This window comes from Arthrobacter sp. 001422645 (assembly GCF_059816125.1).
Map to the genome: position 1 here is coordinate 36,107 of NZ_JCBANT010000014.1, position 18,073 is coordinate 54,179.

At 58.4% G+C, this 18,073-nt stretch carries 8 protein-coding genes; 2 read left to right on the plus strand and 6 right to left on the minus strand.

Features of this window, described 5'->3' with window-relative positions; all coding sequences use genetic code 11:
* Positions 1-12 precede the first annotated feature (12 nt).
* From AC6EUH_RS14115 to AC6EUH_RS14135, 5 genes are all read right to left on the minus strand, one after another.
* Positions 13-429 (minus strand): very short patch repair endonuclease, encoded by a 417-nt coding sequence (locus tag AC6EUH_RS14115; RefSeq protein WP_499739026.1) that lies wholly within the window; start codon positions 427-429, stop codon positions 13-15.
* 107 nt (positions 430-536) lie between these two features.
* Complete coding sequence (locus AC6EUH_RS14120) at positions 537-1,907, minus strand: DNA cytosine methyltransferase (RefSeq protein WP_499739027.1); 1,371 nt, start codon at positions 1,905-1,907, stop codon at positions 537-539.
* Positions 1,908-2,030: 123 nt separating this feature from the next.
* Positions 2,031-7,610 (minus strand): ATP-binding protein, encoded by a 5,580-nt coding sequence (locus AC6EUH_RS14125; protein ID WP_499739028.1) that lies wholly within the window; start codon positions 7,608-7,610, stop codon positions 2,031-2,033.
* Positions 7,611-7,615: 5 nt separating this feature from the next.
* The gene (locus tag AC6EUH_RS14130; protein ID WP_499739029.1) at positions 7,616-9,049 is read right to left on the minus strand and encodes a hypothetical protein; all 1,434 of its coding nucleotides are present in this window, start codon (positions 9,047-9,049) and stop codon (positions 7,616-7,618) included.
* Entirely contained in the window at positions 9,049-11,493 is a 2,445-nt protein-coding gene (locus tag AC6EUH_RS14135; RefSeq protein ID WP_499739030.1) for a hypothetical protein, read from the minus strand. Before AC6EUH_RS14135 ends, AC6EUH_RS14130 begins: the two co-directional genes overlap by 1 nt.
* 945 nt (positions 11,494-12,438) lie before the next feature.
* Between AC6EUH_RS14135 and AC6EUH_RS14140 the strand changes: the two genes are divergently transcribed.
* On the plus strand, positions 12,439-12,756 hold the full coding sequence (locus AC6EUH_RS14140) for a type II toxin-antitoxin system RelE/ParE family toxin (RefSeq protein WP_499739031.1): 318 nt from the start codon (positions 12,439-12,441) through the stop codon (positions 12,754-12,756).
* A gap of 26 nt (positions 12,757-12,782) precedes the next feature.
* On the plus strand, positions 12,783-13,862 hold the full coding sequence (locus AC6EUH_RS14145; protein ID WP_499739032.1) for a HigA family addiction module antitoxin: 1,080 nt from the start codon (positions 12,783-12,785) through the stop codon (positions 13,860-13,862).
* Between the two features lie 401 nt (positions 13,863-14,263).
* On the opposite strand, the gene AC6EUH_RS14150 is transcribed toward AC6EUH_RS14145, so the two are convergent.
* Positions 14,264-18,067, minus strand: a complete 3,804-nt coding sequence (locus AC6EUH_RS14150; protein ID WP_499739033.1) for a hypothetical protein — start codon at positions 18,065-18,067, stop codon at positions 14,264-14,266.
* Positions 18,068-18,073 lie beyond the last annotated feature (6 nt).

Here is an 18,073-nt window from a genome sequence, read left to right on the forward strand (position 1 = left end):
GTCGGATCTGGCTCAGTGATCAAGGAACTCTCTAACGTCAACAACGAAATTTGTCTTTGCGGACACTTCGCACTCCCAAACATCGAGATATGTCCAGCCCAATTCCGTCAGCCTCAACCTCTGAGCGGAATCTCGCTCCTGGTTGCGGCGCCGTTTGTCCGCCCAAAACTCCGTGTTCGTCTTGGGCAGACGGCTGCCTACGGGGCAGCTGTGCCCATGCCAGAAGCATCCATTGACAAAGATGACTTTTCTACGGCCGGCGAAGACCAAGTCGGGCTTCCCCGGTAAAGCACGGTCGTGAATGCGATACCTGTATCCCATCGCATGCAGAGCACGCCGGAGCAGCAACTCCGGCTTGGTGTTCTTGGACCGGATCTTAGCCATATGGGCACTGCGCTGCCCCGAGGTCATGAAGTCCGCCATTGACATATTTTACCGGTCCGGCTCCTGGACGGTGCCGTAGCCGCCCTACCCTACGCCCCGTTGTGGGAGCTCGGAGCGAAACGTGCAGGGACGGGCTATTGCTGCCCGCCCGATCAGACCGACAAGAGGGATCTCATCTTTCTTCCCACTGCGAGGGCTAGCCAGGGTGAGACTGCATTCCCGACCTGCGAGTATTGCGGAACCTCGAAGCGGCGCCGGTCTGAGCCGGTGGTTTCCTTGCCCAGAAATTCGAAGTGGTCGGGAAATCCCTGAAATCTTGCCATCTCACGAACAGTAAAAATTCTCGGTTCGATCGGATGTACGTAGTCATCGGGGAGAGTAACCACAGTTCTGGCAGGCTCCCCCCAACGCAGTACCTTTTGGGAGTGTTTCTTGGTCGCCAACCCGTGTGCTACTTCGACGAGTTCGTCCAGAGAATCGGCAAGACAGACACCGTCCGGAGCTATGGCAGGCACTGGCGCGTGCAAAAGTCGATGCTTCAATAGAAGCTTAGAATCATCCTCCGGGAGCCGCGCGGCGTGACTCAGAAGTCGTTGGTCGAGGCCGTTCTGTGAAAGGTACTGGTAGAAACGGAACCGTTGCGTCGTGCGCTCGCCGTGCCTGCGACGAACGTGGTTCCGGATCTCTGAAGCCGCCGCGGCGCGCCCGGGCCAAAAATCTTTCGAAAGCGACCGCACGTAGGCAGCAGAATGAGCGTCGGTGTCGGCAGCTCCCCTCGTCGTAAGATCACCCACAGCATGGCCCACGGACTCCATCTCAGCCATCAACTTGGTCGGACGTGGCGCCAAAGCCGGAATGTCACCTTCGATCTGGTCGATGAAAGTGGAACGCCAGGTTTCGCCTGTCGTAGTCACTCCGTGCTCGGCCGCGACGTCCGCCCTAAGGGCGATGATCATCAGCCGCGGCCGGTGCTGTGGAGCACCGTAGTGAACGGCGTTGACGTGCACACCCTGGACGACATATCCTTCGCCCGTCTCGGCGAGGGCTTGCTGCAACTGGCGGAAGGAGGATTCCTCTCCACGCGCGAAGCTCCTATCCATCCCGACCACGTTTTCAATGACCACCGCTCGTGGGCCAGTTGCTTCAACGAACTTCAGGTATTGCCACGGAAGCTCGTTGCGGATATCAGAAGGATTACGCCGACCGGCGAGGGAAAAACCCTGGCACGGGGGTCCACCGACTACGAGGTCCAGGCCGTTTGAGCGGATCTCCTCCATCGCGGCAGTATTGTCGAGCAGGACGCCGAGCTCACGCACTAGAAGCCTCGACGCTATCTGGTTGCTTTCGTCGGACGCAACGTACCGCTCCCACTGCACGGCATCCGAAGCATCCCTGATGAGGTTGTGACAGAAGGTACGGGCAGCCATGTCAGACTTCTCGACAGCGAGCACCAGCTGGCCGCCAGCTCGCTCGATGCCCAGGGACAGCCCCCCGCAGCCGGAAAACAGGTCAACGTATTTCATAAGGCTCCTATTCTCCCTCACCTAAGCACATGCCACCGACATCCCGCCCTCGCCTCAGGGACGGGGTTCGAAGCGGGGGCTCGATGCCAAGCACCGAACCCCCGCACGAGCACTGCACGGGTCCTACGACCCGTTAGAGGCGCCGTCCGCTCTGTCGCTAAGCAACTTGAAGAAGGGCACTTCCTCGATGAACTTCCCTGAGAAGTTCAACGAACTGTACAGAGCATGGTGAACCTTCTGGCTGGAGATCTTGCTCGCTATGTCTGCGGTGATATTCGGCAGGCCCAACGCCTGCAGTTCCTTCAAGGCGACCGAAGGCACCTTGTGCAGGAACCAGGTCAATAGCGGCTGCCCGTAATTGCGCCCATCCTTTTTGAAATGGTCCAGGTACTGCGAAGCGAGAATAACACCGAAGCCAAATTCCCGGCCCTGCAACATCAGGTTCATGAGCACCGGGAAGTTGTACTTCATGATGTTGACCGCTTCATCCACAAGCAGGAAGGAGTTGAGTCTTCTCAACTGCGGCGAGCTGCCTACAAATGGCCACTTGGTGGCGTTGAGCATGTAGTCGTAATACAGATTTAGGAACATGACGACTAGCGCGTTTTTCCCGTTATCGTCCGTGCCGAAATCATTGAGGGCTACAATGACGACCCTGTCTTCCATCATTTCTTCAAACGACATCATCTCCTTCGGATCGTCGCTGAAAATCTCGCCAAGGATAAAGGGCTTAAGGATGGACGTTACAGCGTCAGGTTTTTGGCCGTCGCTGTACTCTGCCAGGACTTCGGCCAGCGTAGGCGGCGCACCGTGCTTCTCCTTGTAGAGGTTGACGATGGAGGTGACGAGACGATCCGTCTGGACTGGCCCGATATTGCCATAGATCTTGTCCAAGACATCGGCAAACTGCTGGGCACGCTGGTACGCGGCCAGAGGCGAATAACCGTCGCGGAGGGAGAAGATATTTATCGGGATCCGGTAAGGCTTCAGCACCCTTCCCCCAACTGCCTCAAGGAAATCAGTCGATTGGAAGTCCCGCTTGTAGTCGAATACAAGCATCGACAGCGGTGTCTCCTGATTGGACTTGCTTCCTTCTCGGAGCTGATAAACAAGGGCTTTCAGGAGCTGGGTCTTCCCGGTGCCAAGGTCGCCGACGACACCGATATTCATCTGGTTCAGCTCGGTGTTGCTCGGCCAGTAGTCTGCCGTGGCCGCCCCTAAGGTCCCAAGAACCCTGCCTACGCCGAACCGGACGCCGTCACCCCGAATTCCGCCGACGAACGTAGTGTCGTCAGGGAGGTAGTGGCGTCCCTCTTTTTGGGGGCCGGGCACGGCTACAGGCATCTGGGAAGCCTCTTCATTGGTTTCCTCGGCTGCGAGGTCGCCAGATTCTGGTTCTATTACCTCCTTGGGGTCAGGCTGGGCCTCAATTGTCCCCGCAACGACGTCCGACTTCTGGCCCTGCGAGTGCTCCGGGTCGTCCTCTTCCTCGGGTGCCTCCTCGGAGGGGGCTGGAGCGGGAAGCACGATCGGGTTGCCAAGCGCCCATTGAACGAGGTCATCCCATTCGCGGACCAATGCGCTTTCGGGATCCGCGACTGCTTCGAAGGCGTGGCCCGCGTTTGCGGCAAGAAGGCCGAAACCGGAGCCCGGTGATGCTCCGTCCATTTCGGAAGTGTGCACTACTCGGAAGCTCTCTCCCTCGGAGGTAGTAGCTTCATGCTTGAAATAGCAAACCAAAGGCTGGCCGGTTCGGACTTGGAGCTTTCCATTGACAAGATCTTCAAGCTGCCGCGCCAAAGCCTCAGGTTCTGCACTGCCACCGGGACGCAAACGAATCGCCGCCTCAACGAGCGCAGCCAGCCCATTGGACCAGAGTGCCTTGTCCGCCTCCGAGCCGCTTGTCCCAATGGCGCGCGAACTTTCCGCCACGCTGAGCAACAGGTCCTGAGTCGCACGGAGCTGCTCAAGCGGCTCATTCATGGCAGCGTCGCTGGGGCCCGGGAGGTTGCCGTTGGTGTCGTCGGAGCCCAACCCGTAGAACTTGATCTCCACGGGCGATAACGTGACCCCTTCCTCGTTCATCCGAATGATCAGGAGGTCGGCACGGCGCATTTGTTCCGCATGGCTTTTTCCGTGAGCCAGCGCCCGCAGAAAACTATCGCAAGCATCGATTGGCAGGACGTATGTGTTGTCGGACTCCTCATTCAGGCAATTCATCAAAGCGAATGCCAGATAGAAACCGAGCGCACCCGACGCGTGCGTTCCTCCCATAGACAACAGCGAAGACAGTCCAACGCCGCGCGCGCCCAACTGGCCAAGTAGGTTGTCCAGCGTCTCGTCGGTGACGCTTCCCCCCTGGGCTTTTGCGAGCAGCTTCTTAATCTGCGCACGAAAGCTCCCCGGAACCCTTGCCACAGAAACGAAGGGGCGCCGCTCCAGAAGAGGGACGTCCGCCGACGCGTCGAGGAAGGGCGGCCGCCACTCCCACAACATCTGGCTGCCGCCGCTTGAGTGCTGGACAATCTCCGCCATGGCGCTCGGGTTCATCAGCGCTTCCCCCGAGACCGTCCAATCGGCAGAATCATTCACCAAGTTAGCCTTGAACAGCTTTGAAATAATCTGGGGGCTACTCGATGCACCTTCGATCAGGCGAAGCGCCCGCGAAAGAGGCTCCCACCCTGTTTCCGGACGGAAGGTCGGATGGGAAGCCGATGACGACCTTGAAGCGCCATGTTTTGCTACAGACTCGAACCGGCGCAGCGGCGCCTCGCCCAGCACGCCCAGATTTCTCCCCTGACCGGACTGAACTTCGACGTGTACACCCGCGTCTTGCAGGATGCGGACGTTGCACCGCTTCATGCTCGCGCTGTCTGGGGCATACCGCGACCAGGTCAACGGAATGCCCTCATTTGAGCGCACTAAGCGCGCCATTTTCTCCCGTGGCGGCTCACCCGACCGACGGTTTGAGTCCCAAATCCTCGCTCCTCCGATCAGGGGATCGGAGGGCCTCCCCGTCCACGCTTCGACCTCCTTGAGAACGGCGTCATCAACCTCCTGGAGTCGAGTAGATTCTGACGAGGCAGACAAATCGACCGTGAGAGTCGATACGTGGGGGTTCATCTGCCTATAGCTGCGCAATGCTGCTGCCACCGCCGTTGCGTTCAGCCCACTGGCAGCGCTTCCCGGCGCAGGACGGTCGCCAATTCGATCTGGCGCTTCCAGAGGTTCAGGGCCCTCGATCGACGCGCGGACAAGCATCGACCAGCCAAGAAATAGCTGATCATCACCGGTTTCCATGGGAACAGCGAGCATTCGGCCGCTCGACATTTCCTTCGGGCCTATGAGGGGAAAGTTCCAGCCCTCGACGGTCCCTGCCAAGTCCTTTGCCCAATCAGACTCCCACAGGACGGATTCGACGCCCGCCAACCAAGCAAGTCGGACTGGATGGAGGGGACTCAGCAGGACTGCCGAGCATTTCGCAGCCGGCTCAGTGGCCCACACACTTATGCTGAAAGGATAGGCAGCCCAGAAGACGCCAGCAGGGTCCCCGTTCCAACGGGCCTTCTCAACGAGATCGGCATATGACGCAAGGTAGCGTTCCAGCTGCCCATCGCGGCCCTCCCAAAGGTGCCGCCAAGACGTCTTGGAAGGCCATTCAACGTATATTGCGCCGTCCGTGTCGCGCGTTTGCATGGCGCCGAGGAGGTCCAGCTCCTTGAAGGCGGTCCTGAATTCCTCGGCTTCGGCCGAGTGCAGTATGTCGTCGGGTACTCGGAAGTCCGTGACATTGGACCAGGTTCCGGCCATGGCTCCACTCATCATGAGGCCGTCATAGCCATCCAAATCTTCAAGCGGTAACGCCCTGTCCGCAGGCATTATGACATGCCCCATGCAAGTGTTCCATTCGCCACTAAGCAGCTCATCGGTCAGCAATGACTCGTACTTTCCCCGAAGGGATTGGAGCACCGCCAGTTCGGGGCGATCTTTGGACACCCTATCCCTGTTCACGGCCGCAACGATGGGTGACTGAGGGGCCTCCAGGCTCTCCGCTGCACGTATCTGGAACGTGACGTCGCCCACGACGACATTTGCCAAGCTCAAGGGACTCGCGTCCATGGCGAAGAGCCCGGGACGGCCGTTGAGCGGCAGCATCTCGGTCCCCTCGTATAGGGGTGCAGCCGCGTCGCCGTGGGTCCAGGTGATATAGCGATATTCGGAAGCGCGTCCGTCGAGCGTGACCCCGCTAGTTCCCCCGGTGGGGTCGGCCCCAACGTATTTAGGCTTTCCTGCCGCTCCCTTTGCCCGTCGGGGCAAGTACAACAACCCGACGGTGTCACGTCGTGCGAGAAACAGGTCGAATGACAAAGAGGTGTTAACGCGCCCGGACAAAACGTCACCCGCGGGGACCTTGAGTTGGAATTGTATCGGCCGCGTCGGGGCGTTGTTGTCTGCCCGGCGAATGTGGCCTATCGCCCAAAGGGAGCCGGAATCGTCCCACTCCAGATGACCGTACCAATCCGTCTTCGTTGTCTTGGTCGTGAATGTGAGGCCTGTGGATTTAAGTTCCCCAAGCGAGGGCGCGCCCGTTACAGGAATTCTGACACGGACTTCTTCGGAAAGGATCCTCCCGGACTGTTCGTCGGCTCGGGCGCACGCGACGGCGACGGAGCCGGAATCACTTGGCCCGGTCGCAGTGAGAGGTCTGCCCGCAGAGTCAGTGACCTGGAGGCGAGCCTTTGTCAGGTCCTGCCCCAACGGTTCGACGAAATCACGATCCGTCAGTGAGCAGAGCGCTTCGGTGACATCAGATCCAGCTGGCGAGTAATTTGCGAGAGCTACCGCCTGATTATCGTCGGACGCCATCTGGCTGTTAATTCCCGACCAGTCCACGTCCTCAAGGGCATGGTGACCGGATTCTCCGCCGGTGAGCTGTCCCAAAGACTTCGCGGTTGCACTGATAGTGGTCTCATCGGCCCAGTAAGATTGCAGCGCCTCCACGAACTTCTTCGGCGAGTACTTCGTTGGACCCGACCCCGCGGGCCGGGGAAGCCGGAACGCCGCGTAGGTGTAGCGCTCGAAAACCTCGTCAATCGAGCACTCGGGCGTCATCAATTTCGTAGCCGCGATCTTCTCAACGAGCCTGGATAGTCCGATGCCTACATGCCTGAACCAGTAGGTATTCCAACTTTCCGTACCCTGACGCAGCTCCTTGTGCACCTCGGCGAGTAGTGCGAGGCACTCTGCGAGCCTGATGCTGGCAGCTTTCGGGTCCCAACCCACAGCGGTGTCAATTTCGGTTGCTTCTGACACCTCCACTACTGCAGCGGCGGCAATAGCTTCGAATGAGACTTCATGTCCTGCGCCCTCAGGAAAGTTCTGGCCCAAGACTTCGCGAAAGGCCTGAACGAAGGAGGCTAAATCGGGGTGCTTTCCAACGACGACGGCCAGTCGATTGCCCTGACGGTATTTGATGGCGTTCTGGGCGGACACCCTGATGCAGAGTGGGTCTTCATCGCTTTCCTCGCGAGCCGACACGAGGATGGCATGGGGGGAGATACCGGGTCTGAGCCCATTCGTGCGTCGGACAAGAGCCGCCGCCGTCGCATCGTCAATGCCTTCGGGCAGGTACGCCACAGTGAGCGAGTCCAAGGACGACAAGCAGCGACCTAGTACTGAACCAAACAATTCCAACTCCACCATGTCTCCTAAAAAGCACTTTCGATGACGACGCCGCGATCCGCATCGGCGCTACCTCGCGCCAGACCAGCCTTCTCAAGCAGCTGGATGAGATCGCCGGCTTCGGGCCGCAGGCCCAGCTCCTGGAGCCTCAGCATAAGTGTGGCCACGTCCGAGGTCTTGCCGGGCCCGTCGCAAGCCAAACTCGCGACAACGGCCATCCACTCTGTGCCGGGTTGAACGGTGAGGAACCGCCCGCTGGACCGGAGCAGTCCGTAATAGTCTGCGAACGGGCCGCTCGCGTCGCGGGTAAGCAGGGCGTACTTGACCGCTTCCCACGTGTTCACTGCGGACCTTTCGCCGCTGCCAAGGGCCAGGGTGAGGGCCTCCCTGAGGTCCTTGTCTCCCGACATGCCAGCTAAGGCGGCTCCAAAGTCCATGTCAGCTCCCGTGTGGGGCTCCAGCCAGTCTTCCAAGATCTTCCGGATCTTGGACGCCCGATGCACTCGCCAGGAGAGGAGAGGGGCGACATCCCTTACCGCAACAGACGACCGACTCGACTTCCAGGGCAGGATTTCGGGCATTTGTTCCCTAACCTCATACCAGGTGGCAGATCCGCCGCCGCTCAGTATGCGGCGAGCCAAAGTTTCATACCAAGCAGCTTCCCAAAGGAATCCCTGCCCGAGAGCAAGCCGCAGTACGGTGGTCGCCCAGTCGACCCAGACACGGGAGGGAAGGGCCGTAACCCATTCGTCGCTCGTGAGTTTCTGCCATGCGCTGGCAAACCACGAGAAGGGCGTTCCATCGTACAGGCCGCCTTGAGCACATTCTGTCGTTCGACGCCGCCCTAGTGAATCGTCCTCTGGCAGTTCCGAGTAGCCGGCATCTAGGAGAAGCGCTGCCCTAGTCGCCTTGTCGATGGCGGACAGCAAGGGGTCAATCTCGCATCTCTTCTTAGATGCATTTAGCCAGAGCCGGGCAGCTGTAGTTTCGTCATCGCCATCCTTGAGGCCAAGCCGGAAGAGGGCTTCGAGGATAGCGGCTAGATCCGGCGGATTCTTCGTCCTCTGGAAGCCCCGCATGTCCTGTAGCAATGCAAAAGCAGGAGTAACAGGGCTGGCCGCCTGACTCTTGCTCTTTTCAGCCTGGACTCCTGCGACGCTATTAAGAACCGCTGATGCGAGGTCAGTCTCGTGCTTTGCGTTCGTTACGAGTCCAGCAGCAGACAGCTGCTCACCGTACTCAACGAGTTTTCGGCCCTCCGGCGCCGTCGACTTCACCTTCAGTGTCGCCGTGCCGGAGGTTTCGGACCTGAACATGTATCCCAATGGAATACCGCCTTCAGTGGCTCTGGCGGCCCCGTGGCTATGAACCTTCCACGACAGAGAGGAGATAAACGCTTCCGGCACAGACACATATTGCGGGCGGTTCAAGGGCAGGATGATGTGGGTTGCAGCGACCACTAGTTGCCTCCATTTACGGTCATGCTGTAGTCGGAGTTGCCCACTACGACGCGGTAGTTGGCCTGATTCAGTTGGGTAGGAATCAGACGCGCCGCCCTAAATCTTTCCAGGCGGGGCGATGTCACATCGGTCATTTCGGTCACTCCGGCATGCTCATGACCGCAAGCCAACGCTTCCCTCACCAGAGGGAAGTCCAAGGGCATCCGCGATATTTCTTTTCCTTGTTCGCTGAGGACCAGGAATAGAGCTTCCGAGTTCCTGAACGTCTTCATCTCGACATCGCCGGTCTTGAGCGCCAGTTTCGGTTCCGTTTGCACCCCAACAATCGGGTCAGTACGGCTCGCAAGAATCGGAATCAGGGACGCTGATTCCACGTCCCCCGGCCGGCGCTTCGGGCGGAGTAGAGTGCGCAGCCCAAAGCTCAACTCGTCGGGAAGGTTGGGACTGAGGTACCAAGCTTGAGTCCATGCAGCGATCTGCGGCCTGAAGGCTGGAATCCCGTTAGCCAATGCGTAAAGCCGTCCAAGATATCCTCCGTACCAGGAAATGAACGCGTAGCGGTCCTTGTCCGCGATCTTGGGGCTTTTCATGGCCTCGACAAAAGCGCGATCCACCGTCCTATCGAAGTCGGTCAGGACCTCCGAGAATGGACTTTGAGGTTCGAGATCCTCCCCTAGTGCCTCGAGTGGTGAACCGTTAGATACTGGACCGGCGAACGCGTCGGCCAACGGTGTTGCCCACCCCGAGTCCCAGCTTCGGTCGTAGCGCCCTGGAATGGCGTCCCTCATCGGGTCCACGAAATGCGTAAGTTTCGTAATCGGGTTGCTCAATGGGTCGAAGCTGGTAAAGCCGGGACTTCGGCCCCCAAAGATCGCCTGAGAGAAACGCAACCCTGCGAGCACCTGCAGGGCCCTAAAGCGCTGTACGGGGTCACTAGTGCTTGGCTGGAGGCCGGCGATGAGGGTGGGCAGCTCGTGCCTGCCCACCTGATCCGGCGCGTCTCCGAGCACGCACCGGGTGACCGTCCCCCAAATTTCTCGAAAAGTCATGCGCTGCCCGGAACTGAGCTCCGCCCCGCGCACGACGGCCATGATTCCTGATCGAACGCGGCTTGACCGAAGCGACTCAATATTCGCCCTGATCGGGTCAATAAGGATGTCTGGGTCGTCCAACGCGTCAGTAGGGACGAAGTCGACGACTTTGCCAAACAAAGCAGAGGCCGGTGTCGCGAAGTCCACCGCAGCCCGCTTCGCAAAGTCCGAAATTACATACGGTTCCGCCGCGAAAATGGCGCCGCCATCTTCGCGAGAAGAAATGCGCACCTCGGGGCGCTTTTCGAGGAGCGAACAGACGTCAACGAGAACGACCAGCACGCTAGCCACCATGTCGGGGCCGTCAAAAAGATGACCAGCCCTCAGATATGGTTCGTCGCAATCCGTTTGAACGTTCCAGTTGGAATCGCCGGTGGCGTGGCCCGCAAGCCAACGTGTTAGGACTTGACCCGCCGAATGTTCGAAGGTTTGGGTGGCGTTGATGGAAGCTGCTTCGTCAACTAGGACGCCTCGATTAACGCAAGCAATGAGGTGCATGCCGGCGCGCACAGACGCATCAATTTCTTTGGTCAGTGGGTTCCTGCGGTGCTCTGTGCTCCCGATAGTGGCATCGTTGATGAGGAGGAGCTCCCTACGTCCAACACTGTACCGATAGCTGCGGTGAGCAAGCCCATCCTCGGGCGCATCGATTGGGTCGAGATCAGCGACTATATCCGCCGTCGCATGGGACTTTCCTGCACCCGGCCCACCCACGAGGAAAAGGAATCGAGGGAGGGCGCCGCTGTTTAGGCCGCTCTTAAACCAGGAGCAAGCCTCCTCGACTCCTGCCGGCCGAGGTGCCGTTGGCAACGAACTCCGCCCGTCCGTAGTCGGTTTGGCGGCGACATCGCTTCCACCAGTCGTGCGGTCCCACAATTCTCCGAGTGCATGCCAGTAGGCGCTTTCTTCGGCGTTCACAAACTCCCCCTCTTTGAGTGGCTCAAAGGTATCACTCGATCTTGGTAGGGAATCATGCGGTGGAGCCGGATCTGTACCATCAGGCTTCACATTTTTGAGCGTCGACAACTCGGCGGTGGGATCTGCTGTTTCCGTTGGGGGAAAATCGCTAAGTCTGAGAATAAGGCGCTCCTTCAGGGCAGCCTGAAAGTGGGGCCGTGGCTTGTACCCAAAGATGTACTGCCGACCCATACCGTCCAGGACGGCGCTCAAATTGCAGAGCTTGAATTCAATTGCGGCGTGAGACCTTTTCACAAACTCCTGAAGCTTCAGGTTGTTTTGTCGCTTGTTGTAGTTCTCGCCTGCAATTTCGAGTTTCAGCATCTTGAGATAACAGTCGATGAGGGCGTCGAGCTCCTCAACGGACCAGTGGAGCGAGCGCGTTTCGTTGGGCATTGGATCAGAATACGGTTCCTGAACGATTGCTGAGGCCGCGACACTCGTGGGCGGCGTCCACCGACTGCTGAAGGCAACAATCGAAGCGACTGATCGAGAAGGTGCCGCTGAGTAGGCTCCGCGACCTCGGCGAAGGCGCGAGGCGCACGTAATACCCGCTCTCTACGTCAAAATAGTGACGGATCCCTGTCAAGAACCTATACGCCGAATGGCGCGCGGAATTGCGCTAAAGGTCGACCACCCACCGGTATCGCTGGCGTGCCGAAAACATGGGGGACCCAGATTGAATCCATGGCCCAACGACGGCACATGTACGTGCTCGATGCTAACGGCGAACGCCGTCCGTTGGTCACCTGGCTGGCGTGCGGCGGAGCGCCGCTGAGTGCCCCCAGCTGGAACCAGGTCTCCAAGGACGCTTCGGCTCGGACAGCGGGACTCAGAGCGGCCTCCGCATTGGTGCCGGAGCGAACAAAGAGTGACAGAGTCAGATCCCTAACCCCGGTAGAACAGGTGCGTGGTGATCGGCCGACCTACTGTTTCGGAATGGCGCCGGAAAAGCCGAAATCTATGCACTATGGTGAAACGCTGCAGGAACTCGCTGAACTGTCCAATGCTGACCAGAGCGTCGAAGCTGTCATGGACCACGCGATGAGATACACGCTTAGTGCACCCGGACTAGTCGCCCGCTTCAGTGACGGGATGCTCGCAACCTTCGCCCGCGGCGCCCAAGTGGCGGTGCGGGTCGCCCGAACGGGCCCGCACCTTGAATTCGTCCTCCGCGTCCCCTCTGTCCTTGTGGTGCCCTGCGTCCGCGAGTCACCCGATACTTCGCCTGTATCCTGTTCCAGCAGCACCTGCACTTGCGTGTTGCCTTCAACGTGTCGACGTGTCGGGGGAATTTCTGGTGTATCTTTGGTGTTACCTGATAGGTAACGGTGGCTACCGATGGAGGTAGGTTTTGCAAGCAACAAGCTGGAGAAGAGTTGCTCTGACGACCGTCAGATGAAAAAAGAGTACGGCGTTGTTATTGCCAAGGCCCTGCAAAAGCGGCTAATTGAATTGGACATAGCCGAAAATGTCCTTGAACTTCAAGACGGCCTTGGCAAGTGGCATCCGCTAGAAGCCAATTACAAAGGCTGTTGGGCTGCCAGCCTTAACGGCAACTATCGAATCGTAGTAAGCGGCGAGAATGCCCAAGAACTTGAATACAAGTGGGAACTAGTTTCAGTAGTTTGCGTCGAAGAAATTACGGATTATCACTAGAGGAAAAACAGGGAGGTGAGGGCTAGATGTCCAAATCCAACTATGCCATCGCCCCAGGTGAGTTCCTGTCTGAATGGCTTGAAGAACAGCGGCTATCGCAGGCCGAACTAGCCAGGAGGATGGACGTTTCGCCCAAACATGTCAGCACCCTAATCAACGGGGCAACCCTCACGCCGGAGACGGCTTTAAAGCTATCCCGAGCAACTGGCGCATCTGTAAAGTACTGGCTGGGTCTTGAGGCTAAGCACCGTGCTGATCTGGTTCGCATCACTGAGGCGGCGAAACTGGCGACAGAGGATCTCGATTTCCTAAGCGAAGTTCCTCACAAGGAGTTGCGCAAGCGAGGTTTTCTAACCGCCACACTCAAAAACAAGTCTCAGTTGGTCCAAGAGCTGATGACATTCTTCCGCGCCGGTTCCCTGAATGCACTGCAGGAGTGCATGCAGTTGCCGGAAGCGGCGTACCGGCAAGGTGTGTCTATCAGGTCCAAGCCCGCCGCTGTGGCGGCCTGGCTCAGGCTTGGTGAGATAGATGTGGAACAACAGGAAGAGTCTGTTCCTTTTAGTGCTGACCGCCTTAGAGAGCTGATACCGGAACTGCGGAAACTGACAGTCTCGCAGCCCGATCATTTTGGGCGTGAATTAGTCGAAAAATTAGCGACCGCGGGCGTCCACTTGGTCTATGTCTCAGATCTTCCCGGCACATCGACCTACGGTGCAACCTGGTGGAAAGCAGGGCATCCCGTAGTGCAATTGTCTCTTCGCCAGAAGGACGACGCGAATTTTTGGTTCACTCTCTTCCACGAGATTGGGCACATCCTGCTGCACGGGAATGAACGAACCGTCATCATAAATGAAGTCCGCAATCCTGCCCGCAGTCCTCTAGAGCTCGAAGCCGACGAATTCGCCTGCAACGTACTCATTCCGAAGGAGTTTGGACACAGGCTGGTACCCAACATGACTTTGGCGTCCATAAAAGCATTAGCCCGCGAACTGGAGGTCTCGCCGGGAGTGGTGGTGGGACGTTTGCAGCACGACGGAAAGCTTCCGTACAGCACAGGTAACGGCCTAAAAATGAGGCTTCAGGTTTCTGAAGACGACGACTAGATACTCGCGTCCCAGACTGGCTTAAGGAAGACCCCAAGCCCGAACGGACTTGGGGTCTTCCCATGCCCTGAATCCCCTTTGATGGTCCCCAAGGACATTACCGGCCGCTCTACCGTTCGCTCCAGCTCATGCAGCCTTTAGCGCACCGCCAGTCCTTTTTGGTGCTCCCAAGGGCGGTGCCGTCAAGGGGAGTACGGAGGCGTACTTCTCCGCCGCACCGCGGGCAAGTGTCTGGTGTCTCTTCTTGTTTGTTCATGACGCGAGCCTATAAGGCGTCCCATGCTTCGGTTGCTTTATTAGCCAGCTCCGCAGTAGGGAACATCCTTGAGTTAAGTGCGGTACCGGACTCCGCTTGCTAGCGGTTTGCAGGGTGTCACATTGTGCCCGCCTCGCTGCAAAAACTAGCCTTCAAGACCGCGCCTCCATCTTTCAGCATCATTCTCATGCACTCGGGCTTCGAAATCATAGTTGTCCGCCAACCGCCGCAGAAGCCGTCGTGTACGCGGCCAGCTGATGGATTCCAGGGCGGCCGCACGGAACCGCTCAGCGAGCTGCCGCTCTTGCGTGCCCCCGTCGTACATGCCGCGCGTGGTCGCGCCACGTTTCCGCTCGATGGCGAATCGAAGCCCATTCTCGATCTCATCGTTTCGCAGCTCCTCTAGCAGATCCCTTACTGCCCTCGGCGGAAACATTCCGTCGGGATCCGGAGCAACAGAGGCAAGGGCCTGACCTATCTCCTGGTCTCCACTAGCAGGGCGTTCAAGCTCTCGAAGTTTTTCCCGAGCAGTAGCCACCCAGTCTCGAAGCACGGCCGTCTCTACCGATTCTGCTGCCCCGAGGCCCCGGAAGCCGTGCCAGGAAGTCAAGGCTTTGAACGCGAGGTCGCTCCTGCGGCGCTCGTTCACTGCTTCTGATTCGTTCTTGTCCGCACGCTCGTTCATAGGTTCAGGTTGAGGAGTTTCCGGAGGATGTATGAGACAGACCATCTCGGCGAAGAACACCGGATCGGTACTCAGAGCAAGATGGATGCTGGGGACTTTAGCCTCAAAGCCAAGAGCCGGCAAGAGTGCTGCCTCGATCTTGATGAGCCGTTGCAGCCCGAACTGCTCACGATACTGATGCAAAAAGGCGAAGATGCGCTCGTAGGTGTGGGCGCTTATTCCTTGCACTTCAGGGTCCCCAGCTTCAGCTTCCAGCAGGCCTTCACAAGCTAGCATGGTGATTTCTGCGGCTTCTTGAGAATCGGCGACAGAATTGAGGTACAGGTAAATTAGGTCTAGCACAGCGGCATTCCGGTGGACACTAAGGAGACCGCGAGCCGCCTCGACAACACGAGCGAAGGCATGTCCTAGCCCAAAATATTGAAAACGGCGCCAGTACTCGTCAGCAACTTCAGTGGATAATCTCTTCAGCTTCGACCAGGCCACGAGTGGGTCATCTATGGCGAGCAGCAAACTCGATCGCGCCCTGTTGTCGTCAGTCGCCTCAAGGAGGCTATCCGCTAGGTCGGGTTGCCCGTCTCTGAAGCGCCAGACAAAATATGCATGGGCTACCGAAAACCGGCAGCCGATTTCGGATAACCATGCCACCATTGGTGCATCTAGTTCGTCTGGTTCGGCTGCAAGTGCAGCGCCGACGAGGTGCGGGTATTGCGTGCTGCCAGCGAGTTGGGCGATGGAGTCAAGGCCTCCTTCTCGAATTACCTCTGCAACCGCTTCGGCCCGGCGTTGTGCAACGGCTTTGTCGTACTCTTCATAACTATCGCTTCGAGATATATCTCCCAAGGTCACCATCACAGACTTGAATAGCCACATTGATCGAAGCAAGGCCGAGCGCGGAGCCATCTCCCGACATACAGCTTCAAGACGATCCAGGTCTTCGGCCGACAGCGCCCAAGCGGAGTCGTCGTACTCCCGGTGATGGGCTACCTTCGCCTGCAAAGCCTCGAAGAGGGACAAACGCACATCATCGGTTGAGTCCCTGTTGAACTCAAGCAGGCGGTCGATGAATATTCGACGGTGCGCGGGTGATACATGATCAACTTTCTCGATGTAGCTCAGGTAGCGCTCGGGCTCATCGTCCAAGTCGTTCAGCAGCAATTGGCTGACTGAATTAGCGTTACGGTGTATTTCGGCCCAAGTAAGTTGTGGCTCCGTTTTCCAGTCGCGAATTTGTGGGGCACTATGTCCAAACTGACTGTCATGCTCGTTAGGGATAAGGTCGAGCAATAAGGGGCGGGCTACCGTCGGCTCGTTCTTGAGGAGGCGTTGCAGTGCAGCGCGTCGTTGATCCTCGTTTGCCACTGTATTTGGACGCCAGCAGCTGAAGAGGTGTACCAGGCTACTACTGGGGCGATTAGCGTAATGCCCGCCTGGGTCTAGAGCAGCTAACTTGGCCATGACGTCTACGGATTCATCAAAGTAGTCAGCCGACCAAGCAAGCCGCTCCAGGGCTGCCATAAAGCCTGTATGAGTGGCCGCGACGCCAAAGACCGAGGCTCCTTCTTTTGAATCAGTGAACATCTTGGCATGCACTGGGTCCTGGCCCTTTAGACCCTCCTGCATGGCCGTCAAGAATTCCTCGGGTGCGGCCTCGGCGAGGAGTCCGAGGACATCTGCCGACAACGATGTCCATAGTTTGTATGCTGATTCAGCGTTGGCTTTCTCGAGAATGTCTCGGACCGTCTGGCGGGCTATATCGCCGCCTACTGTCAAGGCGGAGGAGGCGATGGTTTCCGTGGCCCCCACAATAGCCAATGATCGGGCCAGGCCCCTACGCAGGTATCTGGAGTACGGTTGCCGGGTGCCCCGCGCCTGCGAGATCAACTGCTCCGTGAGCGTCAGGCCGAGAAAGGGGTCGATCTGTGCAAGGACTTTGAGCGCCGCAGATTGCAACGCAATGAGATCATCGCGAGTCAGCCACTGCCCAAGGAGCATCCACGTGTCCTCGGCTGCCAGAAGGTGCCATTGTTCATCGACCCGGCCGAGCATGGGAGTATCCCTGATCTGGGCAAGAGCAAGCGCGGCCTCCTGAACATAAGAATACGAATGCCCTATGCATTGCTCGACTATCTGTCGATCACCTTCGCTAGATCCATGCCAGGCGCCGACCAGCATGAGCCGGCGGCGGATCACGTCCGGATCGCGAGCCCAGTCCGGGGTAAGTGTGGCGGGAGTATTAGCTAATGCTCGTCTAAGGCTGGAAAAGCTCCTTCGGGCCATTGCGCCAAGATTATCGGCACGTTCCCATGTTTCCCCGGCCGCCCTCAAGAGGTTGGAGATAGTCTCCGAATCCGGCCGAGCCACAGAAACATCGGCTTGGCTGCCGGGTGGCGCCAGCAGGATCAGTTGGTGTGTATGGCGAACCGGAAGTTCTGCGGCCAACGTAGCATCTGCCAGCACCAGGACCATCGGCTGGGTTTGTCCGACAAGCTTGGACAGACTGCCCTTGTCGTCGATAAAAAGTGTCCTCGCCGCCAAACCTACTTCAGCGGCCTTCGTTTCGAGTACGGTGGCAGCGACGAACGCATAGAACTCTTGCGGTGCTACTTCTCCAGAAACAGTGATAGCCCTTTGGCCGGACGCCAAAAGTGATGCAAGATGAACGGATTCATTGGTTCGACCAGCAAGGACGTAGTCTTCTGACAAGGCCGGCGTGGTCGATGGCACCCAGACGTCCTCGAACCAGCTATCTGCCGCATGTACTCCGGGCATGTCCAAACCAAGCTGGCCTGCAAGCCACGCCGTACTGGCTGGGGCTCGATCCAGCCATCCGTGGATCTGGTCGAGGTTGTACGCTCGAACTTGTTTCCAGCGGTCCTCGGACGTTCGCGCGGTTGCCCACTTCCGCGCGTCCCTCCATGTGGCAAGAATTACCTGGATATATGTGACTGTAGTAGTGGGCTCGTCGGGACCCTCGAGGCGCTTGTCGTAGTCTTCGTTCGCCTTTCTACCCGCGCTTCTCTCCACGGATAACTCCCAAACAGATGTCCCTTCGGGAACCTCCACCGTCTGTCCGGTTGCTTTGACGACACCGTCAAAGCCGCCCACCGCCGTCCCTGAACCTCCGGGCATGTCGAGCTCTGTCAAACCTTGAGCCGTCTCTGCAATAAGGCGTCGGACCAGTAGAGGAAAAGTCGTGTCAAATCCTGCTCGTCCTGCAGCAGTCTTTAGATCGTCACGTGAGATGGGCGGCCATACTGTCATGCTTGA

Excerpts from the sequence above, each read along its gene's own strand:
- AC6EUH_RS14115 (WP_499739026.1), bottom strand. The coding sequence starts at position 429 with ATGTCAATGGCGGACTTCATGACCTCGGGGCAGCGCAGTGCCCATATG.
- AC6EUH_RS14120 (WP_499739027.1), bottom strand. The coding sequence starts at position 1,907 with ATGAAATACGTTGACCTGTTTTCCGGCTGCGGGGGGCTGTCCCTGGGC.
- AC6EUH_RS14125 (WP_499739028.1), bottom strand. The coding sequence starts at position 7,610 with ATGGTGGAGTTGGAATTGTTTGGTTCAGTACTAGGTCGCTGCTTGTCG.
- AC6EUH_RS14135 (WP_499739030.1), bottom strand. The coding sequence starts at position 11,493 with ATGCCCAACGAAACGCGCTCGCTCCACTGGTCCGTTGAGGAGCTCGAC.
- AC6EUH_RS14140 (WP_499739031.1), top strand. The coding sequence starts at position 12,439 with ATGGAGGTAGGTTTTGCAAGCAACAAGCTGGAGAAGAGTTGCTCTGAC.
- AC6EUH_RS14145 (WP_499739032.1), top strand. The coding sequence starts at position 12,783 with ATGTCCAAATCCAACTATGCCATCGCCCCAGGTGAGTTCCTGTCTGAA.
- AC6EUH_RS14150 (WP_499739033.1), bottom strand. The coding sequence starts at position 18,067 with ATGACAGTATGGCCGCCCATCTCACGTGACGATCTAAAGACTGCTGCA.